The organism is Pseudomonas sp. GW822-FHT01E03, assembly GCF_058802985.1.
The window spans coordinates 41,452-61,757 of sequence record NZ_JBXAOQ010000007.1; the positions used below are offsets into that span (position 1 = coordinate 41,452).

Below are 20,306 nucleotides of genomic sequence, written 5' to 3' on the forward strand. Positions count from 1 at the left end.
AGCCCAAAGGAACCAAAGGTCTCGCCCCGAACGTACGGCCCCTCGCTTAGGCTCGGGGTTCCTCCGCTCAGCCTTCCGAGCTAACGCTCGGCCCTGTAGGAGCGAGCTTGCTCGCGATGGACGTCAACGATAACGCGTGCTGCCTGATTGATCGTGTTGTCCAGACGTTTTTCGCGAGCAAGCTCGCTCCTACAGGGAACGCGTTCAATTGCGAATAGGTCGGCCTGCCAGCCGACCGAAATCTTGCAGATGTACTCGATACCTGTGGGATGCTCGCTCCCACAATGAATCGCTTTTCAGGGTTGGCCGCCGCTGGCACTCACGCGTGGTTGCTCGTTTGTTGCATTCACCCCCTTGTCCCAAAGAGCAACCAACCCACCGAAAGTCCCGACATAGGCCGTGCCGTCCGGCGCCAATGTGATCGGCGACCAGTTGTTGTCGAAGGCCTGGCCGACCCCGCTCAGCGCCTTGAATCGGGTCTGGCCGCTGTCGAAATCCAGCGCCATCAGGTACCAGGCGTTCTCTCCGTCGGGCTGCGGCTCGAAGGTGTAGAAGTACAGCAGACCGTTGCTCACCGAGAGTTTGGGGACCACCGATGGCGAGCGTTCCTTCGATTCCCAGATCCGGTCGCAGCCCGACTCATCGGTGCGGATGTCGATGCGGCTGATGCCGCCGTGCACGGCCTGCCAGTCCTTCTGCGCGAAGGCGCTGGTGTAGCCGGCGTTGTTCTCGAGGATGATCGAGCGACCCCAGCCGATGGCCGAGTTGTCGGTGGCCGAGGCGTTGTTGTCGAACACCGGCAGCTTGCAGATCAGGCGATTGCCGGCGTAGTCCTGCTCGCGACGGTAGACCAGCAGGTTGATGCGTCCGTCGCTGTTGTCGGTGATGGTGACGTAGCGCTCGCCGAGCAGGGTCGGGGTGGTACCGCTGCCCTGATTGATCGCGCCGACCTTGCGCCCGGTGCCGCGGTCATAGACTTCGCGCCAGCCTTGCACGGGCTTGCCCTCGGCATCGGCGACGAAGCGGTACATGGCGTGGTCGGACACCAGATAGACACCATCGGCCGCCACCGACATGCCGTTCTGGATTTCTTCGTTGGCCAGTTGAATGCCCTGGACCTTGCCGGTGTCGGGGTTCAGGGTGCCGATGCGGCCGCGCCGGGTGATCCACCAGATCAAGCCCCGGTGATCGGGCATGACCCCGGTGACGGGGTCGCATTCGCCTTTGGGGAACCAGTTGGCAGGCTTCACACAATCGTGGGGGACCTTGTCGCTCAGGTCCCAGTTGTCGACCGCTTCGAACGACCACGCACCGGACTCATCCTGACGATGCACGACGCGCTGGATGTGCTGCTCGGCATCGGCGATGACCACGCGATTCTGTTCGTCGACATAGAAATAGGCGCCGGAGGTGTCGGCCATGATCTTGTCCGGGTCCAGGCTAATCAGCGCGTGGAAAGTCGACGGACGCGGCGGCAGCGGATAGCGGGCCAGCAGCTTGAGGGTGCGTGGTTCGAGCAATTGCAGTTCGAACTGCATCAGGTTGGCGCACAACACCACCAGGCGACCCTGCTGATCGAAGGTATGGATCGGGCACATGCCGCCGGGCTTGCGGCTGCCATCGCGACTGTTCACCTGAACATCCCGGCCCAACGGACCTGGCCCCGGGTGCGTGTCGGAGCTGTAGCCATCGGAATGCATGTAGCTGCTGCCGTTGCTGGTCATGTAGGGGTTGGCGGGAATGGTACCGTTCAGCGGTTGCGCGACAGCGGCGCTACCGATCAAGGGTGTGGCGCTGCCGTTGCTGGCCAGCGGTTGCGGTTCATAGGGTTCGGAACAGGCACTGAGCAGGCCGAGCAGGGGCAGGGCAAGCAGGAGTGGAGCACGCATCGAAGCCTCGCGATCTTGTTATTGGTGTGATGCGCAATAAGCGGCAACGAGGCTGCCCGGGCATCGGCTGTTTGGACTAACCTCGGTGAAAGGCCTCGCACCGCTGATCAAAGCGGACATGTATTTTGGCCATTTCGATCTCCTTTTGGCCTGCCTCACGCTGTGAACCGGCGACGCCGTCAGCAAGAATCAGACGCGGGTGGCTGAGTCGGCAACCCAAGGTGAAAACCACAACCAGACGCTTCACTTCCTTGCCCTTGGCTGTTTTCAAGGCTGCTGCCGTGTACAGAACATAAAAACCATCGAACTCACGCCACACTTGGGGAAATGATCCATGGACTCAATGAAACGCATACTGGGCGCCACCGTTTGCGGACTGTCGCTGCTGGCCAGCGCGGTGCATGCCGAACAGCGCGAATTGCGGGTGTACAACTGGGCGGACTACATCCTGCCGTCCGTGCCCAAGGATTTCGCCAAGGACACCGGGATCAAGGTGACCTGGGACACCTTCGACACCAACGAGTCCCTGGAAGCCAAGCTGCTGACCGGCAACTCGGGCTACGACCTGGTGGTGCCGTCGAACCAGTTCATCGAGACCCAGATCAAGGCGGGCGTGTTCCAGAAGCTCGACAAGTCCAGGTTGCCGAACTGGTCGCACCAGGACCCTGCATTGCTCAAGCTGCTGGACAAGAACGACCCGGGCAACCAGTACGGCGTGCCCTACATGTATGGCACCGTGTTGATCGGTTTCAACCCGGCCAAGGTCAAGGCGGCGCTGGGCGAGAATGCGCCGGTGGACAGCTGGGACCTGGTGTTCAAGCCCGAGAACATGGAGAAGCTCAAGGCCTGTGGCGTAGCGATGCTCGACTCACCGTCGGAGATCCTGCCGCTGGCCCTGCATTACCTGGGGCTGGATCCGAACAGCCAGAACCCCGATGACTACGAAAAAGCCAAGGCATTGATGCTCAAGGTTCGCCCCTACGTCACCTATTTCAACTCCGCCAAGTACATGACCGACATCGCCAACGGCGATATCTGCGTGGCCATCGGTTACTCCGGCAGCTTCTATCAATTCGGCAATCGCGCCAAAGAGGCGGGCAACGGCGTGGTCGTCGACTGGCGCCTGCCGAAAGAAGGCGCGCCGATCTGGTTCGACACCTTCGCCATCCCGAAAAGCGCGAAGAACGTCGCCGAGGCCCACGAATTCCTCAACCACCTGCTGGACCCGAAAGTCATCGCGCCGATCAGCGACTTCCTCGGTTACCCGAATGCCAACAAGGACTCGCTGGCGCTGATCAACAAGGACATCACCGGCAACCCGAACCTGACACCGACCAGCGAGGCATTGAAGACGCTGTACGTCGTGCAGCCACTGCCGCAAAAGCTTGAGCGGGTCCGTACCCGGGTCTGGACCAGTATCAAGTCCGATCAGTAACACCGGGATATTTATGTGAAATCCCTGTAGGAGCGAGCCTGCTCGCGATAGCGACCTGACAGTCAATGCAGGTGTCGACTGACCCGGCGCCATCGCGAGCAAGCTCGCTCCACAGATTTTTATGTCGAGCACAGGTTTTGTGTATACCCATGGCCCCTGTGGGAGCGAGCTTGCTCGCGATGGCGGACTGACAGGCAACAGAGGTGTACGGTGTTGGACTCAGCGAAAAAACTCCCCCGGTGTTTCGCCGAACTGCTGGCGGAAGGCAGCGATAAACGCTGACGTCGAATCGTAGCCACAGGCCAACGCGACGTCGGTCACTCGCTCACCCTGTTCCAGTGGCGTCAGGGCGCCGAGCAGGCGCAAGCGCTGGCGCCAGGCGCGAAAGGTCAGGCCGGTGTCGCGCAGGAACAGGCGACTGAGGGTTTTCTCGGTGACGCCGAATTGGTCGCTCCAGTGGCTGAGCGTGGTCTGTTGCTCCGGGTGCGACTCCAGGCTTTGCGCGATTTGCCGCAATCGGCTGTCCTGGGGCAGCGGCAGCATCAAGTCGATCTGTGGCGCCTCGGCCAACTGATCCAGAATCACCTGGGCCAACCGACCGTGCGGCCCGTCCTGATCGTATTCCACCGGAACCTGACTGAAGGCGCGGATCAACTCGCGCAACAAATCGCTGACCCCCAGTACATGACAGCCCGGCGGTGCCCACGTCGAGACGCTGCAATCGATGTACAGGCTGCGCATTTCCGTGCGCGGCGAACTGAACACCCGGTGCGGCATGCCCGCCGGAATCCACACGGCACGCTCCGGCGGGGCCACGAAACGCCCGACGCCGGTCTGTATTTCGAGCACGCCCGCAATCGCATAGGAAAGCTGCACCCACGGGTGGCTGTGGCGCCGGGTCAGTGCGCGATTGGGCAGCGATTCGGTACGGCCGTAGAGCGGTCGTGGCAGGCTGGATAGCCCGGGAATACTGCGTCGAACACTCTTGTCATGTCCTTTAGGCGGCATCAGCTGGCTCATCGGCGTTAGTCGGTAATTATCAGGCACGTTAGAGTCACTTTCATGTACTGGCAACCCCCGGATGATCAACCCCATGACTCGCCCCCGTTTGTTACCCGACAACTTCACCCTGACCCTGATCGGCGTAGTGACGCTCGCCAGCCTGCTGCCCGTCAGCGGCCAGGTCGCGCTCGGTTTTGGCTGGCTGACCAACATCGCCATTGCGCTGCTGTTTTTCCTGCATGGCGCCAAGCTGTCCCGCGAGTCGATCATTGCCGGTGCCGGGCACTGGCGCCTGCATTTGCTGGTGTTCAGCCTGACCTTCGTGCTGTTTCCGTTGCTCGGTCTGGCGCTCAAGCCGCTGCTGTCGCCGCTGATCGGCAATGACCTGTACATGGGCATGCTCTACCTGTGCGCGTTGCCCGCCACGGTGCAGTCGGCGATTGCCTTTACTTCGCTGGCGCGGGGCAACATCCCGGCGGCGATTTGCAGCGCGGCGGCGTCCAGCCTGTTCGGGATTTTCCTCACGCCGTTGCTGGTGACCCTGCTGCTGAATGTCCACGGCGAAGGCGCCTCGACCCTCGACGCCATCCTCAAGATCAGCGTGCAGTTGCTGCTGCCGTTCATTGCCGGGCAGATCGCGCGGCGCTGGATCGGCAACTGGGTGGCGCGCAACAAGAGCTGGTTGAAGTTCGTCGACCAGGGTTCGATTCTGCTGGTGGTCTACGGCGCGTTCAGCGAAGCGGTGATCGAAGGCATCTGGCAGCAGATTCCGTTGTTGGATCTGCTTGGGCTGGTGCTGGTCTGCTGCATCGTTCTGGCGCTGGTGTTGGTGGCTTCGACCGTACTGGGCAAGGCATTCGGCTTCAACCAGGAAGACCGCATCACCATTCTCTTTTGCGGCTCGAAGAAAAGCCTGGCGACCGGCGTGCCGATGGCGCAGGTGCTGTTTGCCGGTAGCACCATTGGCTTGCTGATCTTGCCGCTGATGTTGTTCCACCAGATTCAACTGATGGTCTGTGCGGTGCTGGCACAGCGTTATGCCAAGCGGCCGGAATCGATTCCCGAGCTGATGGCCCAGGTTGATCCCTGATTTGCCAGCCGTGGCGGCTCGAGTGAGCCGCCACGGGTTACGGGTCAGCGCTTGTGAGCGACCAATGGCGGGGTACGCGGCGGGATCATGCGTTTGCTTCCGGTCGATTCGAACGCCGACGCCAGGTGCAGCAGCGACGAGTCGTCATAGGCACGCCCGGCAAACGTCAGGCCGACCGGCATGCCGATGTCCGGCATCACGCCCATCGGTACGGTGACCGTCGGCACACCGAGATGACGGATGGCGAGGTTGCCATTGGCGACCCATACGCCGTTGCTCCAGGCGATATCCGCCGATTGCGGATCGACATCGGCATTCGCCGGACCCACATCGGCCACCGTCGGGAACAGCACCGCGTCGAGGCCCAGGCGATCCATCCAGTCTTCCAGATCGATCTTGCGGGTCTTTTCCAGGCCGCGCAGGCCGTCCGGCACCGTGCTGATCTGATCCCACGGCGTGATGCCGCGTTCGGCCATGCGCACGTATTCGTCCATGCCGGCGGCCAGGTCACCCTCGCGATTGGGCAGGGTGCCCGGGTCATGAGGGAAGATCTGCGGGCCGTCGACATCGACGAGGCGATTCAGTTTGGGATCGCCGTTCGCTTGCAGGAAATCATCGAAGGCCCAGGCGGACAGGTCCCACAGTTCATGGTGTAAAAATTCCTTGGAGACGATGCCGCGATTGAACACGGTCGGCGCACCAGGACGATCGCCCTCGCAATTGGAGACCAGCGGGAAGTCGACTTCGAGCACTTCGGCGCCCGCGGCTTCGAGGGCCTTGCGCGCCTGTTCCCAGAGCCCGATCACCGAAGGACGGGTGTTGATGCGTTGGCCAGTCGGGCCACCGATGCCCGGTGCTTCGGAGGTGCCGGCTTCAGGGTCGGCGTTGATGTACATGCGCGGGATGCCGAATTTCTTGCCTTTGAGCGCATCGCTATTCGCGGCCAGCGCGGCATAGGACTCAGGGCGTACCTCAGACGATTTCGGGATCGGTACCCAGGGCTGCAGGCGCCACAGGTCGCCACGGGTGTCCGGGTCATCGGCCACCACCACGTCGAGCACTTCGAGCAGGTCGGCCATGGTCCGGGCAAACGGCACGACCACGTCCATGGTCGGGGTCAACGGCCAGTTGCCGCGCACCGAGATCACGCCGCGCGAAGGGGTGTAGGCGCACAAGCCATTGTTCGAGGCCGGTCCACGGCCGCTCGACCAGGTTTCTTCCGCCAGGCCGAAGGCCGAGAAACTGGCCGCGGTCGCCGTGCCGGCACCGTTCGACGAGCCGGAGGCGAAAGGGGCCGTGAGGTAGTCAGCGTTGTACGGGCTCTCGGCGCGGCCGTAGACACCACGCTGCATCCCGCCGTTGGCCATTGGCGGCATGTTGGTCTTGCCCAGGCAGATGGCCCCGGCGGCGCGCAGGCGTTCGATGGTGAACGCATCGCGATAGGCGACCAGGTCCTTGAAGGCCGGGCTGCCGGAAGCGGCGGTGAGGCCCTTGACCAGATAGCTGTCCTTGGCGGTGTAGGGGATCCCGTCCAACGGCCCCAGCGTCTGGCCCTTGGCGCGACGGGCGTCGGACGCCTGGGCTTCGGCGAGCGCCTCGGGGTTGCGAACCACGACCGCGTTCAGCGCGGTAGGCGTTTCGGGGCCGTCAAAGGCGTCGATCCGCGCAAGATAAGCCTGGACCAGTTCAACCGAGGTGGTCTGGCCGGATTCGAGCGCGGCGCGCAGCTCGGCAATGGAAACTTCGGTAACTTCGATCATGCTGCCACCGCCGCTTGCAGGTGGAGGGTCCCAAACACTTCACTTTTCTCGAAATGGACTTTCATATCGTTATTCTCGTTGCACTGTGTGGCACGACAGGGTCGGGTGTTAAAAATACTGAGCACTATTTAGCATTAAACCGGGATTTTAGGAATCCGTTGTCCAATTTATCTTACAGGCGACAGAAAAAAGGCCACCACAACCCGACGTTGTGGTGGCCCGAGGGTGACTCATTATAGTGGCCCGCGCGCGCAGGCCAATGGATCAGTGAGCGCCGGCGGCCTTGTTCAGGTCGCTTTCGGCCCATTCGGTGTAGACGCAGGCATCCGCGGTAGCCCAGCGCACCCGCACCGGGTCACCGGACTTGAGCGGCATGCCGGCGGCGGACAGCGCCTTGACCGTCATCGAGGTGCCGCCAGCGGTGACCACGCTGCACGTCTGGCTTTCACCCAGAAACAGCACTTCCACGACCTTGGCCGAGACTTCGTTCCAGCCGGCAGCCAAGGGTTCGGCAACGGCCTGTTCATTGCTCAGGGCCAGGGCTTTTTCCGGACGCACCATCAGCAACACGTTCTGATCAGTTTGCAGGCCGGCCGTGAGTCGGATCGACAGCGGTTTCCCTTCGAAGGTCGCCACCGCATTACCCTGGGCCTTGAGTTTGAGGAAGTTGGAGTTGCCAAGGAACGAGGCGACAAAAGCATTCGGCGGATTCTGGTACAGGTCATAGCCGCTGCCCAGGCCGACGATCTTGCCGTGGCTGAAAATCGCGATGCGCTGGGACAGGCGCATGGCTTCTTCCTGATCGTGGGTCACGTAGACGATGGTGATGCCCAGGCGTCGATGCAGCTGACGCAGTTCGTCCTGCAAGTCTTCGCGCAGTTTCTTGTCCAGCGCACCGAGGGGTTCGTCCATCAGCAGGATGCGTGGCTCATAAACCAGCGCCCGTGCAATGGCGACTCGTTGCTGCTGGCCACCGGACAGTTGCGAAGGACGGCGATGGGCAAATTGTTCAAGCTGCACCAGCTTGAGCATCGCATCGACCCGGCGTTCGCGTTCGGCGGCGGCCAGTTTGCGGATGGCCAACGGGAAGGCGATGTTGTCGCGTACCGACAGGTGCGGGAACAGCGAATAGCGCTGGAACACCATGCCGATATCGCGTTTGTGCGGCGGCACATTCACCAGCGACTGGCCGTTGACCAGGATCTCGCCGCTGCTCGGGGTTTCGAAACCGGCGAGCATCGACAGCGTGGTGCTTTTGCCCGAGCCGCTGGAACCGAGGAAGGTGAGGAATTCACCGTCTTTGATGTCCAGAGAGATGTCGTCCACGGCGGCAAAGTCGCCGTAGTATTTGTTCAGGTTGCGCAGGCTTACCAGGGGCTTGTCATTTTGCTGCGCGGAATCTTTGATCACTGCACTCATGTCGTACTCCTGCGCGCTCAGGCGCTGATTTCATTACGCCGGCGCAGTGCGGCGGCGATCACCATGACCAATACCGAGAGGCCGATCAGCAGCGTCGAGGCGACGGCGATCACGGGCGTCAGGTCCTGGCGCAGGGTGGTCCACATTTTTACGGGAAGGGTTTGCAGGGTCGGGCTGGCCATCATCACGCTCAGCACCACTTCATCCCAGGAGACGAGGAAGGCGAAGAGGGCGCCGGCCACCATGCCCGGACGAATCGCCGGGAAGGTCACCTTGAACACCGCTTGCAGACGCGAGGCGCCGCAGATCACCGCTGCATCCTCGATCGACTGATCGAACAGCTTCAGCGAATTGATTATCGAGATGATGGTGAACGGCAGCGCGACGATGACGTGGCTGACCACGAACGCGAACATGGTCCCGGTGTAGCCCAGTTTCAGGAACAGCGCGTACACCGCCACGGCGATGATCACCAGCGGCACGATCATTGGCAGAGTGAACAGACCGTAGAGCATTTCCCGGCCGGGGAAGCGGCCACGCACCAGGGCGAAAGCTGTGGGCAGGCCCAGGGCCACGGCGAAGAACGTGGTCAGCACCGCGACCTTGAGGCTGGCCATGGCCGCGCTCATCCAGTCGGCGTTGGAGAAGAACTGGCCGTACCATTTCAGGGTCCAGCCCGGTGGCGGGAACACCAGCCATTGCGACGAGCCGAACGACAGCAGCACGATGAACACAATCGGCAGCAGCAGGAACAGACCGATCAGCCCGGTGGTGGCATACAGGCCGAAGCGCATGCGCCGGCTCATGGCATTGGGGGTCAGGAGCATGACGGCTTACCTCGCGTTGCTGGCGCCAACCGGGGATTCCGGCTGGAGCTTCAGGTAGAAGTAGAACAACACCAGCGTGATCACGATCAGCAACGCGGCGCCGGCGCTGGCCAGGCCCCAGTTGAGGAACGACTGCACCTGCTGAATGATGAACTCGGGCAGCATCATGTTCTGCGCACCGCCCAGCAGCGCCGGGGTCACGTAGTAACCGAGGGACATCACGAACACCATCAGGCCGCCGGAGAACAACCCCGGCCGGCACAGCGGCAGGAACACCCGGAAGAAGTTGGTCCACGGGCTGGCGCCGCAGATCGAGCCGGCCTGCAGGATCATCGGGTCGATGGCCTGCATGGTCGCCTGCAACGGCAGCACGATGAACGGGATCATGATGTAGCTCATGCCGATCACCACGCCGGTGAGGTTGTGCACCATCTCCAGCGGTTGATCGATGATGCCCATGGCCATCAACGCCTTGTTGATCACCCCGGAGGCTTGCAGCAACACCAGCCAGGAGTAGGTGCGGGCGAGCAGGCTGGTCCACATCGACAGCAGCACGATATTCAGGATCCAGCGCCCCCAGCCGCGCGGCACCAGGGTGATCGCCCAAGCCAGCGGGAAGCCCAGCAACAGGCTGAACAGCGTCACCAGGCCGGCCACCGAGAAGGTGTTGAGCAACACCCGCGCATAGGCCGAGTTGGCGAACAATTGCTCATAGTTGCCCAGGCCCGGCACCGGTTCCAGCACGCCGCGCAACAGCAGGCCAATCAGCGGCGCGAGAAAGAACAGGCCGAGGAACAGCAGGGCGGGGATCAGGTTGCTCGATCCGCGCCAGCGTTGCGCCAGGGTAGGGGATTGCGTCATCGCAGCCGCCTTGCCGACAGCGCCGGAGGCGCTCCCGACTGGCGTGGATGGACGGGACGCGGTTACCGTCATTTTCATTTGACCAGCCATTCGTTCCACCGTGTCGCGATGGCCGGACCGTTCTTGGCCCAGTACGCGAAATCAAGAGTGATCTGATCCTTTGCGTAGGCGGTCGGCAGGTTCGGGGCCAGCGCCGAATCCAGGCGCGCCACACTGTCGACGTTGACCGGGGCGTAGGCGGTCAGGTTGGAGAAGTCCGCCTGGCCCTTGGCACTGCTGGCGTTGGCCAGGAACTTCATCGCCGCGTCCTTGTTTTTCGAACCCTTGGGGATGACCAGGATGTCGGCCATGACCAGGTTCTGCTTCCAGCTTACGCCGACCGGCGCGCCGTCTTCCTGCAGGGCATGGATCCGGCCGTTCCAGAACTGGCCCATGCTCGCCTCACCGGAGGCCAGCAGTTGCTGCGACTGCGCGCCGCCGCCCCACCAGACGATGTCTTTCTTGATGGTGTCGAGTTTCTTGAAGGCGCGATCCAGGTCCAGCGGGTAGAGCTTGTCCGCCGCTACACCGTCGGCCAGCAGCGCCAGTTCCAGCACGCCAGGGCTTGGCCATTTGTAGAGGGCGCGTTTGCCGGGGTAGGTCTTGGTGTCGAACAGCGCGGACCAGTCCTGCGGCTTGTTGGCGCCGAGCTTGCCTTCGTTGTAGCCGAGGACGAAGGAGAAAAAGAACGAGCCGACGCCGTGATCGCTGACGAAGCGCGGGTCGATCTTGTCGCGTTCAATGACTTTGAAATCGAGGGGTTCGAGCAAGCCTTCGGCGGCGGCGCGCAAGGCGAAGTCGGCTTCGACGTCGACCACGTCCCACTGCACGTTGCCGCTCTCGACCATGGCCTTGAGTTTGCCGTAGTCGGTCGGGCCATCCTGCACGACGGTAATGCCACTGGCCTTGCTGAACGGGTCGGCCCAGGCCTGCTTCTGCGCATCCTGGGTGCTGCCGCCCCAACTCACGAAGTTGACGCTTTCAGCCGCCAGCAATGCCTGGCTGGTCACGCTCAGCAGTCCCGCAAAAAGAACTGCGGTCGCACGTTTGTTCAACACCATTTTCACGCCCTCATTGTTGTGTTTATGAGCGGGGCTTTGGAGTGCCCGCCTATCGGGAGCAGTAGGTCCGTCGAGTCAGTGCTGACTGTCCGGTCTATGGAATATCATATTATGGTATTCCAAACTTTGTGCAAGCATTTTGCCGTACCGGCTATCAGCCAAACGTGGTTTTTCAGTGGCTCCGAAGATTGCCCGGCGACGCAGTCCCTTGTGGGAGCGAGCTTGCTCGCGATGAGGGCGTGTCAGTCGAAATCAATGTTGACTGACATACCGCTATCGCGAGCAAGCTCGCTCCCACAGGGGATGCGTCAACCCGTGAAAGGAATACTCTCCACCACTTCCAGGTCATACCCGGTCAAACCGGCATATTTCAGCGGCGGCCCGAGATGGCGCAGCTTGCCGACACCCAGGTTCTGCAGGATCTGCGCACCGGTGCCCACCTCCGAATAAATCCGCGACTGCGAACGGCTGAACTGTCGGGGCGTCTGGGTCAATTGCGGTACACGTTCGAGCAACGCCTGGGAGGATTCGTGATTGGCCAGCACCACCACCACGCCGTGACCTTCGGCGGCGACACGCTGCAAGGCGGCCCACAAGGTCCAGTTGGTCGGCCCGCTGTACTCGGCACCGACCAGATCGCGCAACGGGTCAATCACATGCACGCGCACCAGCGTCGGCTCATCACGGCGCAGATCGCCCATGACCATGGCCATGTGGACACCGCCTTCGATGTGATCCTCAAAGGTGATCAGACGAAAGGTGCCGTGTACGGTGGGCAGATCACGTTCACCGATGCGCACGATGGTGTGTTCGGTGCTAAGGCGGTAGTGGATCAGGTCGGCGATGGTGCCGATCTTGATCCCGTGTTTGCGCGCAAATACTTCCAGGTCAGGGCGCCGGGCCATGGTGCCGTCGTCGTTCATCACTTCGACGATCACCGAGGCCGGGGTATGGCCGGCCAGGCGGGCCAGGTCGCAACCGGCCTCGGTATGACCGGCGCGGGTCAGCACGCCGCCTTCCCGGGCACGCAACGGGAAGATATGGCCGGGTTGCACGATGTCGGCAGGGCCGGCGTTGGCAGCGACGGCGGCGGCCACGGTGCAGGCACGATCGGCGGCGGAGATACCGGTGGTCACCCCGACGGCGGCCTCGATGGACACGGTGAAGGCGGTGCTGAACACGCTGCCGTTGCTCGGCACCATCTGCTCCAGGCCCAGGCGCTTGCAGTGCTCGTCGGTCAAGGTCAGGCAGATCAGGCCACGGGCTTCGCGGGCCATGAAACTGATCGCCTCGGGCGTGCAGCAGTCGGCGGCCAGCAACAGGTCGCCTTCGTTTTCCCGGTCTTCGTCGTCCACCAGCAGGACCATTTTGCCGAGGCGGTAATCTTCGATGATTTCTTCGATGCTGTTGAAGGCCATGCTGGAGTCTCAGTGTTTGTTGGATGAGTATTGTGGTATACCATAATACAAAACAAACCGAGAGGTCACTATGAAGGCGTACTGGATTGCTCATGTGGATGTCACCGACCCCGATCAATACAGCCAATACACCCAGCGGGCGCCGAAGGCGTTTGCTCAGTATGGCGGTCGGATTCTCGCGCGGGGCGGGCGCAGCGAGGCGATGGAAGGCCGGCCTACGCCGCAACGCAGTGTGGTGATCGAGTTTGATTCCTATGAGCAGGCGGTGGCGTGCTATCACTCGGCGCTGTATCAGGAGGCCAGGGGACATCGCGAAGGCGTGGCGAAGGCAGAGGTCATTATCGTCGAGGGCATGGCGCCGCTCTGACCAACACCGCTTGACCCTGTAGGAGCGAGCCTGCTCGCGAAAAACGTTAGAGCAACGCGTTCGGTCAGTCAGCACGCGTCATCGTTGACGACCATCGCGAGCAGACTCGCTCCTACAGGGGGAATGGGGTTTTTTCAGCGAATAAAGTGAATCTTCCCGCTGTCGTCATTGCCCATGTAGATGCCATAAACCCCGGCCTGGCGCTCCTCGATATAGCGCTCAAGGATCTGCCGGATCGCCGGATAGTAGATGCTGTCCCAGGGAATGTCCTCGGGCGCGAAGAACTTGTAGTCAAGGGTTTCCGGGCCGTACTGCCCGGTAATCTCCAGCGCGATGGCGCGGAAGATGATGTACACCTCGCTGATCTTCGGCACGCTGAAGATCGAATAGGGCGAGACGATTTCGGCACGCACGCCGCTTTCTTCCCAGACTTCGCGCAAGGCCGCCTGTTCGGTGGTCTCGCCACTTTCCATGAAGCCTGCCGGCAGGGTCCAGGTGCCCGGACGCGGCGGAATCGCGCGTTGGCACAGCAAATATTTGCCGTCCTGCTCGATGATGCAGCCGGCAATGATTTTCGGATTGATGTAATGGATGTAGCCGCAACCGCGGCACATCAGGCGCTCGTGCGTATCGCCCGGCGGCAACTGTGACCTGAGGTCTGCGCTGCCGCACTTGGGGCAAAAGCTCGGGCTGAACATTTCAGCGACCTATGCGCGGTTCTTTCAGCGCGATGGGCAAGGTAATCGCCGGGATGTCGCCGGTTTCTTCCTGCTTGCGCTTGAGGTAGTCCAGGGCCACGGCAGCGGCCGCACGCACGTGGTCGACGCAAGCCTGGTGGGCGGCCAGCGGATCACCGCCCTTGATCGCCTCGACCATGCGTTCCATTTCCTGGTTACTGGCGCCGCGACGGTTTTCCTGGGACACCGAGGTCGCGCGCAGGTAGCTGATGCGTGCCTGCAACTGGCGCAATTGAGTGGCCGCGACATGGTTGCCCGAGCCTTCGAGCAGCACATCGTAGAAACCTTGCACTGAGTCGATGACCTGTTGCAGCTCACCGTCCTTGAGCGCCTTGCGATTTTCTTCGAGGGCTTTTTCCAGGGCCTTGATGTCCTTGGCCTTGGCGCGCAGGGTGAACAGTTGCACGATCAGCCCTTCGAGTACGCAGCGCAACTCGTAGATGTCCACGGCATCGGCCAGGGTGATGATCGCGACACGCGGGCCCTTGGCGTCGGCGAATTCCACCAGGCCTTCGGATTCCAGGTGACGCAAGGCTTCGCGCACGGAGGTACGGCTGACGCCCAGGCGATCGCACAGATCGCGTTCGACCAGACGGTCTCCCGGCAGGAGCTGGAAGTTCATGATGGCGCTTCGCAGTTTATCCAGCACGATTTCGCGCAGGGTAACGGGGTTGCGATTGACCTTGAAGCTGTCGTCGAGTGGCAGGCGTTTCATGGGGTCCGCTCTGATTGTGGCTGTCCATGCAAAAAAGAGCACTTCGATTACAGGAATCTGGGTGCCCGGTCAGATCAAACAGCCAAGGGTTAACTGGAGGCCTCGGCATCGGCTTCGGCGAAGGCTTCACGGGCGAGCCGGAAACTGTCTACGGCAGCGGGAACACCGCAATAAATGCCGACCTGAAGCAATATTTCGCGTATTTGCTCACGACTCAGGCCGTTACGCAAGGCGCCGCGCACATGCAGTTTGAGTTCATGGGGCCGGTTGAGGGCCGAGATCATCGCCAGGTTGATCATGCTGCGCTCCTTGAGCGACAAACCCTCACGACCCCAGACATGCCCCCAACAATACTCGGTGACCATTTCCTGCAACGGTCGGGTGAAGTCGTCGGCGTTCTCGATGGAACGATTGACGTAGGCCTCACCCAGCACCTGGGTACGGATCTTCAGGCCTTTTTCATACTTTTCGTTGCTCATTTGCGTAGCTCCCGCGGGCTCAAAGGCCGCCCATCAAGGTGTATTTGAGTTCCAGGTAATCCTCGATGCCGTACTTCGACCCTTCACGGCCCAGACCCGAGGACTTGATCCCGCCGAATGGCGCGACCTCAGTGGAAATCAGCCCTTCGTTGATCCCGACCATGCCGTACTCCAGCGCCTCGCTCATGCGCCAGGCGCGGCCCAGGTCGCGGGTGTAGCAGTAGGCGGCCAGGCCGAATTCGGTGTCGTTGGCCATCTCGACGGCCTGGGCCTCGGTGTCGAAACGGAACACGGCGGCCAACGGGCCAAAGGTTTCATCCCGGGCGACTTTCATCCGGGTGGTGACGCCGATGAGCACGGTCGGCTGGAAGAATCCATTGCCCAGCGCATGGCGTTCGCCGCCGCACAACAGTTGTGCTCCGTGGGCCAGAGCGTCTTGCACGTGTTCTTCGACCTTGGCCACGGCGCGCTCGTTGATCAGTGGCCCTTGGGTGACGCCATCATCGAAACCACTGCCGACCTTGAGTTGCGAAACCCGCTCGGCCAGGCGTGCGACAAAGGCGTCGTGGATGCCGGCCTGCACCAGGAAGCGATTGACGCAGACGCAGGTCTGCCCGGCGTTGCGGAATTTGGCGATCAGCGCGCCGTCAACCGCGCGTTCCAGATCGGCATCGTCGAAGACAATGAACGGCGCGTTGCCGCCCAGCTCCAGCGAGACTTTTTTCAGGGTCGGCGCGCACTGGGCCATCAGCAGTTTGCCGATGGCGGTGGAGCCGGTGAACGACAGTTTGCGCACAAGGCTGCTGCCGGTCAGCTCGCCACCGATGGCGATGGCATCGCCGGTGATCACGTTGAAAATGCCCGCTGGAATCCCGGCCTGTTCCGCCAGCGCAGCCATGGCCAGTGCCGAGAACGGAGTTTCCGGAGCCGGCTTGACGATGCACGGGCAACCGGCCGCCAGTGCCGGGCCGGCCTTGCGGGTGATCATCGCCGCCGGGAAGTTCCACGGCGTGATGGCCGCGACGACGCCAATCGGCTCCTTGCTGACCACGATGCGCGCATCGCCCTTGTGGCTGGGAATGGTGTCGCCGTAGATGCGCTTGGCCTCTTCGGCGAACCACTCGATGAAGCTCGCGGCGTAGAGGATTTCGCCTTTGGCTTCGGCCAGTGGCTTGCCTTGTTCGAGGGTGAGGATGTGTGCCAGGGCGTCGGCGTTTTCCAGCATCAAGGCATGCCAGCGCTTGAGCGTATTGCTGCGCTCCTTGGCGGTCAGCGCGCGCCAGGCCGGCCAGGCCTTGTTGGCGGCCTCGATAGCCAGGCGCGCATGCTCGGCGCCGAGGTTCGGCACCTGGCCGATCAGTTCACCGGTGGCCGGGTTGAAGATGTCCTGACAGGCGCCATCCGGCGCGTCCAGCCACTGGCCATTGATGTAGGCCTGCTGACGGAACAATTGCGAGGCTGCTGGGCTCATGCCGGCTCCTGGAAAGAATGAAGACTTAACTGTCTGGTGCAGTACCTGTGGGAGCGAGCTTGCTCGCGATAGCGGACTGACATTCAACATCTATGTCGACTGATACACCGTCATCGCGAGCAAGCTCGCTCCCACAGAAAAGCAGTGTCAGGCCAGGGTGGGCAGGGGGCCCAGTTTGCCTTTGTGGTAGATCATCGGCGTGACCGGTTGCGCGGGCAGGATCAGGTTCTTCACCGCGCCGACGATGATCGCGTGATCGCCGCCGTCGTATTCGCGCCACAGTTCGCACTCGATGATCGCCGTAGCCTTGGCCAGGATCGGGTTACCCCGTTCGCTCAAGTGCCACTCGATCCCTTTGGCCTTGTCCTTGCCTTTACCGGCGAAGGCATAGGCCTCGGCGGTCTGGTCGGCGGACAGCAGGTGAATCGCGAACTGCTTGCTGTCGCGCAGCACCGGGTAGGTGTCGGAGCCGTAGTTGGGGCAGAACAGCACCAGTGCCGGGTCGATCGACAGCGCACTGAAGGCGCTGGCGGTGATGCCGACGATGCCGCCGTCCGGGTCCAGGGTGGTGACCACCGTGACCCCGGACGGGAACGAACTCATCACGTCTTTGTAAATGCCGGGTTCGATCATTTTCCAGGACTCCTAGCGCATCACGAAGGGATCAGGCATCGGTGCCTGGGACAGGTTGATCCACACCGTTTTCAGCTCGGTGTAGGCCAGCACCGAATCGATGCCGCTTTCGCGTCCATAGCCGCTGTTCTTGAAGCCGCCGATCGGAGCCATGGCCGAGACCGCGCGGTAGGTGTTGACCCAGATGATCCCCGAACGCACGTCCCGGGCCAGGCGATGGGCGCGGCCCAGGTCGCGGGTCCAGATGCCGGCGGCGAGGCCGAACTGCGAGTCGTTGGCAATCGCCAGCGCTTGGGCTTCGTCCTTGAAACGGATGACCGAAGCCACCGGACCAAAGACTTCTTCCTGCATGATCTTCATCGAATTGCGGTCGCACTCGAACAGCGTCGGTTCGTAGAACCAGCCGTCACCCAGATTCTCTGGACGCTTGCCGCCCAGGCGCAGGCGCGCGCCTTCGGCGATGGCATCGGCCACCAGACCTTCGACCACGGCCAGTTGCTGCGCGGTGGCCATCGGGCCCATTTCGCTGCTGTCGTCCTGCGGGTTGCCAATGCGGATGCGCTTGGCGCGTTCCACCAGACGACCGACGAACTCATCGTAGATTTCGTCCTGCACCAGCAAGCGCGAACCGGAGACGCAGCTTTGCCCGGAGGCGGCATAGATCCCGGCGATGGCGCCGTTGATCGCGCTGTCGAGGTCGGCGTCGGCGAAGATGATGTTCGGCGATTTGCCCCCCAGTTCCAGCGACAGCTTGGCGAAGTTCTCGGCACTGCTGCGCACCACATGCCGAGCCGTCGCCGCGCCGCCGGTGAAGGCGATCTTGCGGATCAGCGGATGGCGGGTGAGGGCGGCGCCGGTGCTCGGGCCGTAACCGGTGACGACGTTGACCACCCCCGGCGGAATCCCGGCTTCCAGTGCCAGGCGCGCCAGTTCAAGAATCGTTGCCGAGGCGTGTTCCGACGGCTTGATCACGATGGTATTGCCTGCGGCGAGGGCTGGGGCGAGTTTAATCGCGGTCAGGTACAGCGGGCTGTTCCACGGAATGATCGCGGCAACCACACCCATGGCTTCGTGCACGGTGTAGGCAAACAGATCCGGCTTGTCCAGCGGCAGGGTGCCGCCTTCGAGCTTGTCCGCCAGGCCTGCGGTGTAGTGGAAGAACTCCGGCAAATAGCCGACCTGGCCACGGGTTTCGCGGATCAGCTTGCCGTTGTCGCGGCTTTCGAGCTGCGCCAGTTGTTCTTTGTTCTCGGCGATCAGGTCGCCCAGGCGTCGCAGCAATTTGCCGCGAGCGGTAGCCGTCAAACCGCGCCATGCCGGGCTGTCGAAAGCCGTCTGCGCAGCCTGCACGGCACGCTCGACATCGGCTTCGTCGGCATCGGGCAGTTCAGCCCAGGGTTCGGCCAGCGCCGGGTTGAGGCTTTCGAAGGTCTTGCCGGACAGGGCATCGACCCATTCACCGCCGATGCACATCTGGAAGCGTGCGAGTGTCATGCAACGATCCCCTTGATCTGGTTTTGTTTGGAGTGCGCGGTCTGCAGAAACTCCAGCAACAGCTGGTTGACCAGGCGCGGCGACTCTACCGGCATCATATGCCGTTGCTCGGCGAGTACGGCAACGGTCGCGCCGGGAATGCGTTCGGCCAGTTGCCGGGCCATTTCCGGGGTTGAGCCGGGGTCCAGTTCGCCGGTGGCGATCAGCGTCGGCACCTGGATGCTGGCCAGGTCGTCGGCGCGGTACATGTCCTGGGTGGCGAACAGTTCATAAGTGGTCAGGTAGCCCTGAGGGTCATTGCCGGCCAGGGTCTGGCGAATCGCGGCGATCTGCGCCGGGTTCGCGGCCTGGTATTCACGGCTGAACCAGCGCGACAGTGCGGCTTCGGCATTGGCGTCCGGCCCGTGTTCGGCAGCCTGGCTGGTGCGGGCGATGACCCCGGCACGCTGTTCGGCACTGCGGTTGAACACGCTGTTGAGCACCACCAGGCCTTCCAGGCGTTGCGGGTAGTGCAGGGCAAAGGCCCGCGCCACCAGCCCGCCCATGGAAAAACCGATCACCGTTGCCTTGGGCAATTGCAGGTGGTCGAGCAGCTCCAGCAACTGGTCGGCATAGCCGAGCAGTTGCGTACCGTTCTCCGGTCGCGGGCTGGCGCCATGGCCGAGCATGTCGTAGGCGATGACGCGGTACTTCGTGGCCAGGCCAACGATCTGGCCGCCCCACATTTCTTTGTTCAGGCCCACGCCGTGGATCAAGACCACGGGCTGGCCTTGGCCGGTCGCCAGGTAACTGGTGCCAGCCGGGGTGAGTTCAGCGGTGAGCCGAATCATGGAGCGCTCCTGCAATGCCTTCTTGTTGTCGTTCTGCTGGCCGGTTACTGGGCTTTTTCGGCGGCCAGTTCTTCCAGGTCGATGTAGCGGTTGCCGATGCGCGGGTGCAGGCGGCCGCCGTCGGCGCAACCCAGGACCACGACGATTTCGTCGGCACGCGGCGCGTCTTCGATCTGCATTTCCAGGGTGATGTAGTGCGAGCGCAGGCCTTCGTCGTCCTTGTGCATCATCGGGATCTGGATCGAGGTGCCCGGGCCGCCGCGCTTGTTGGTGAAGCTCAGGTAGCTCTTGGCCTTGACCGCCTCGCGGTAATGGTTGCCGAAGCGCAGGGTGTGGATCACCGCCGAAGCGTGCTCGATTTCGCCGTCGGCGCCGACCACCGCAGCCTTGCCGTACGCCTCGATTTTCTCGGCGCCGCCAATGATGCCCACCAGACGCTCGACCATCAGTGCGCCGAGGTCGGAGCAGTTGGCGCGGATCTGTGGTTTCAGGTCTTCGACGAAACCGTTGCCCAGCCAGGGGTTCTTCATCACCACGGCCAGACCGACCATGGTCACGGGCTTATCGGTGGCTTTGCCGCCTTCAATAAAGGTTTCTTCGACATAGCTGACGATCTTGCGGATTTCGAAACTCATGAGCTGCTCCGTAGAGGTTTGGGTGTCTGTGCGTCTGATGGTATACCATAATACCGGAAGCACAAGTCCCCCGAACGGAGTTTCTGGCTGGATGGCGATAAAAGGGGGGGCGGGCGAGGCGCTATGCGTGTCGGGAAGGACTTA

Annotated in this window: 20 protein-coding genes; 3 read left to right on the plus strand and 17 right to left on the minus strand. The window is 62.3% G+C overall.

What is annotated here, in order from left to right; translation table 11 throughout:
• Positions 1–296: 296 nt before the first annotated feature.
• Together AC1RP7_RS15430 and AC1RP7_RS15435 are read right to left on the minus strand one after the other, a co-directional pair.
• Positions 297–1,889 carry a hypothetical protein gene (locus AC1RP7_RS15430; RefSeq protein ID WP_493182579.1) on the minus strand — a complete coding sequence of 531 codons (1,593 nt, stop codon included), beginning with the start codon at positions 1,887–1,889 and terminating at the stop codon, positions 297–299.
• 76 nt (positions 1,890–1,965) lie between these two features.
• Positions 1,966–2,208, minus strand: coding sequence for a hypothetical protein (locus AC1RP7_RS15435; protein WP_090456324.1), 243 nt, complete (start codon positions 2,206–2,208; stop codon positions 1,966–1,968).
• A gap of 15 nt (positions 2,209–2,223) precedes the next feature.
• Here AC1RP7_RS15435 and AC1RP7_RS15440 point away from each other — a divergent pair, with 15 nt between their 5' ends.
• Positions 2,224–3,324, plus strand: coding sequence for a polyamine ABC transporter substrate-binding protein (locus AC1RP7_RS15440; RefSeq protein WP_150814357.1), 1,101 nt, complete (start codon positions 2,224–2,226; stop codon positions 3,322–3,324).
• A gap of 219 nt (positions 3,325–3,543) precedes the next feature.
• On the opposite strand, the gene AC1RP7_RS15445 is transcribed toward AC1RP7_RS15440, so the two are convergent.
• Positions 3,544–4,332, minus strand: coding sequence for an AraC family transcriptional regulator (locus AC1RP7_RS15445; protein WP_223503793.1), 789 nt, complete (start codon positions 4,330–4,332; stop codon positions 3,544–3,546).
• Positions 4,333–4,417: 85 nt separating this feature from the next.
• On the opposite strand from AC1RP7_RS15445, the gene AC1RP7_RS15450 reads away from it, so the two are divergent.
• On the plus strand, positions 4,418–5,416 hold the full coding sequence (locus AC1RP7_RS15450) for a bile acid:sodium symporter family protein (protein ID WP_218496456.1): 999 nt from the start codon (positions 4,418–4,420) through the stop codon (positions 5,414–5,416).
• Positions 5,417–5,460: 44 nt separating this feature from the next.
• Here the strand turns inward: AC1RP7_RS15450 and AC1RP7_RS15455 are convergent, their stop codons facing one another.
• The 6 genes from AC1RP7_RS15455 to ribBA all read right to left on the minus strand — a co-directional run bounded on the left by AC1RP7_RS15455 (position 5,461) and on the right by ribBA (position 12,801).
• Positions 5,461–7,176, minus strand: coding sequence for an amidase (locus tag AC1RP7_RS15455; protein ID WP_493182582.1), 1,716 nt, complete (start codon positions 7,174–7,176; stop codon positions 5,461–5,463).
• A 264-nt stretch (positions 7,177–7,440) separates the two neighbouring features.
• A complete protein-coding gene (locus tag AC1RP7_RS15460; protein ID WP_429521513.1) occupies positions 7,441–8,595 on the minus strand; it encodes an ABC transporter ATP-binding protein in 1,155 nt (384 codons plus the stop codon).
• A 17-nt stretch (positions 8,596–8,612) separates the two neighbouring features.
• Positions 8,613–9,422: an ABC transporter permease gene (locus AC1RP7_RS15465; protein ID WP_090456315.1), complete on the minus strand. Its 810-nt coding sequence runs from the start codon at positions 9,420–9,422 to the stop codon at positions 8,613–8,615.
• Positions 9,423–9,428: 6 nt separating this feature from the next.
• Positions 9,429–10,361 (minus strand): ABC transporter permease, encoded by a 933-nt coding sequence (locus AC1RP7_RS15470; RefSeq protein WP_173677950.1) that lies wholly within the window; start codon positions 10,359–10,361, stop codon positions 9,429–9,431.
• The gene (locus AC1RP7_RS15475; RefSeq protein ID WP_095967714.1) at positions 10,358–11,383 is read right to left on the minus strand and encodes an ABC transporter substrate-binding protein; all 1,026 of its coding nucleotides are present in this window, start codon (positions 11,381–11,383) and stop codon (positions 10,358–10,360) included. The genes AC1RP7_RS15470 and AC1RP7_RS15475 overlap by 4 nt, the downstream gene beginning before the upstream one ends.
• Before the next feature lie 308 nt (positions 11,384–11,691).
• Entirely contained in the window at positions 11,692–12,801 is a 1,110-nt protein-coding gene (gene ribBA / locus AC1RP7_RS15480; protein WP_349736722.1) for a bifunctional 3,4-dihydroxy-2-butanone-4-phosphate synthase/GTP cyclohydrolase II, read from the minus strand.
• Positions 12,802–12,871: 70 nt separating this feature from the next.
• Between ribBA and AC1RP7_RS15485 the strand changes: the two genes are divergently transcribed.
• Complete coding sequence (locus AC1RP7_RS15485; protein ID WP_102671434.1) at positions 12,872–13,168, plus strand: DUF1330 domain-containing protein; 297 nt, start codon at positions 12,872–12,874, stop codon at positions 13,166–13,168.
• A gap of 134 nt (positions 13,169–13,302) precedes the next feature.
• Here AC1RP7_RS15485 and AC1RP7_RS15490 read toward each other — a convergent pair whose 3' ends face one another.
• The 8 genes from AC1RP7_RS15490 to AC1RP7_RS15525 all read right to left on the minus strand — a co-directional run bounded on the left by AC1RP7_RS15490 (position 13,303) and on the right by AC1RP7_RS15525 (position 20,162).
• Complete coding sequence (locus AC1RP7_RS15490) at positions 13,303–13,866, minus strand: NUDIX hydrolase (RefSeq protein ID WP_102671435.1); 564 nt, start codon at positions 13,864–13,866, stop codon at positions 13,303–13,305.
• 1 nt (position 13,867) lies between these two features.
• On the minus strand, positions 13,868–14,620 hold the full coding sequence (locus AC1RP7_RS15495) for a GntR family transcriptional regulator (protein ID WP_015095667.1): 753 nt from the start codon (positions 14,618–14,620) through the stop codon (positions 13,868–13,870).
• Positions 14,621–14,709: 89 nt separating this feature from the next.
• The gene (locus AC1RP7_RS15500; RefSeq protein WP_008059553.1) at positions 14,710–15,099 is read right to left on the minus strand and encodes a carboxymuconolactone decarboxylase family protein; all 390 of its coding nucleotides are present in this window, start codon (positions 15,097–15,099) and stop codon (positions 14,710–14,712) included.
• Positions 15,100–15,118: 19 nt separating this feature from the next.
• Positions 15,119–16,570 (minus strand): NAD-dependent succinate-semialdehyde dehydrogenase, encoded by a 1,452-nt coding sequence (locus tag AC1RP7_RS15505; RefSeq protein ID WP_407516565.1) that lies wholly within the window; start codon positions 16,568–16,570, stop codon positions 15,119–15,121.
• A 147-nt stretch (positions 16,571–16,717) separates the two neighbouring features.
• Positions 16,718–17,203, minus strand: coding sequence for a flavin reductase family protein (locus AC1RP7_RS15510; RefSeq protein WP_218496465.1), 486 nt, complete (start codon positions 17,201–17,203; stop codon positions 16,718–16,720).
• Positions 17,204–17,215: 12 nt separating this feature from the next.
• Positions 17,216–18,697, minus strand: a complete 1,482-nt coding sequence (locus AC1RP7_RS15515) for an aldehyde dehydrogenase (protein WP_090456300.1) — start codon at positions 18,695–18,697, stop codon at positions 17,216–17,218.
• The gene (locus AC1RP7_RS15520; RefSeq protein WP_090456298.1) at positions 18,694–19,527 is read right to left on the minus strand and encodes an alpha/beta fold hydrolase; all 834 of its coding nucleotides are present in this window, start codon (positions 19,525–19,527) and stop codon (positions 18,694–18,696) included. The genes AC1RP7_RS15515 and AC1RP7_RS15520 overlap by 4 nt, the downstream gene beginning before the upstream one ends.
• A gap of 44 nt (positions 19,528–19,571) precedes the next feature.
• Positions 19,572–20,162, minus strand: coding sequence for an amino acid synthesis family protein (locus AC1RP7_RS15525; protein WP_007978708.1), 591 nt, complete (start codon positions 20,160–20,162; stop codon positions 19,572–19,574).
• Positions 20,163–20,306 lie beyond the last annotated feature (144 nt).

Bases quoted from the DNA above. Each gene is read 5' to 3' on its own strand.
- AC1RP7_RS15430 (WP_493182579.1), bottom strand. From the start codon at position 1,889: ATGCGTGCTCCACTCCTGCTTGCCCTGCCCCTGCTCGGCCTGCTCAGT.
- AC1RP7_RS15440 (WP_150814357.1), top strand. From the start codon at position 2,224: ATGGACTCAATGAAACGCATACTGGGCGCCACCGTTTGCGGACTGTCG.
- AC1RP7_RS15445 (WP_223503793.1), bottom strand. From the start codon at position 4,332: ATGCCGCCTAAAGGACATGACAAGAGTGTTCGACGCAGTATTCCCGGG.
- AC1RP7_RS15450 (WP_218496456.1), top strand. From the start codon at position 4,418: ATGACTCGCCCCCGTTTGTTACCCGACAACTTCACCCTGACCCTGATC.
- AC1RP7_RS15455 (WP_493182582.1), bottom strand. From the start codon at position 7,176: ATGATCGAAGTTACCGAAGTTTCCATTGCCGAGCTGCGCGCCGCGCTC.
- AC1RP7_RS15460 (WP_429521513.1), bottom strand. From the start codon at position 8,595: ATGAGTGCAGTGATCAAAGATTCCGCGCAGCAAAATGACAAGCCCCTG.
- AC1RP7_RS15465 (WP_090456315.1), bottom strand. From the start codon at position 9,422: ATGCTCCTGACCCCCAATGCCATGAGCCGGCGCATGCGCTTCGGCCTG.
- AC1RP7_RS15470 (WP_173677950.1), bottom strand. From the start codon at position 10,361: ATGAAAATGACGGTAACCGCGTCCCGTCCATCCACGCCAGTCGGGAGC.
- AC1RP7_RS15475 (WP_095967714.1), bottom strand. From the start codon at position 11,383: ATGGTGTTGAACAAACGTGCGACCGCAGTTCTTTTTGCGGGACTGCTG.
- ribBA (WP_349736722.1), bottom strand. From the start codon at position 12,801: ATGGCCTTCAACAGCATCGAAGAAATCATCGAAGATTACCGCCTCGGC.
- AC1RP7_RS15485 (WP_102671434.1), top strand. From the start codon at position 12,872: ATGAAGGCGTACTGGATTGCTCATGTGGATGTCACCGACCCCGATCAA.
- AC1RP7_RS15490 (WP_102671435.1), bottom strand. From the start codon at position 13,866: ATGTTCAGCCCGAGCTTTTGCCCCAAGTGCGGCAGCGCAGACCTCAGG.
- AC1RP7_RS15495 (WP_015095667.1), bottom strand. From the start codon at position 14,620: ATGAAACGCCTGCCACTCGACGACAGCTTCAAGGTCAATCGCAACCCC.
- AC1RP7_RS15500 (WP_008059553.1), bottom strand. From the start codon at position 15,099: ATGAGCAACGAAAAGTATGAAAAAGGCCTGAAGATCCGTACCCAGGTG.
- AC1RP7_RS15505 (WP_407516565.1), bottom strand. From the start codon at position 16,570: ATGAGCCCAGCAGCCTCGCAATTGTTCCGTCAGCAGGCCTACATCAAT.
- AC1RP7_RS15510 (WP_218496465.1), bottom strand. From the start codon at position 17,203: ATGATCGAACCCGGCATTTACAAAGACGTGATGAGTTCGTTCCCGTCC.
- AC1RP7_RS15515 (WP_090456300.1), bottom strand. From the start codon at position 18,697: ATGACACTCGCACGCTTCCAGATGTGCATCGGCGGTGAATGGGTCGAT.
- AC1RP7_RS15520 (WP_090456298.1), bottom strand. From the start codon at position 19,527: ATGATTCGGCTCACCGCTGAACTCACCCCGGCTGGCACCAGTTACCTG.
- AC1RP7_RS15525 (WP_007978708.1), bottom strand. From the start codon at position 20,162: ATGAGTTTCGAAATCCGCAAGATCGTCAGCTATGTCGAAGAAACCTTT.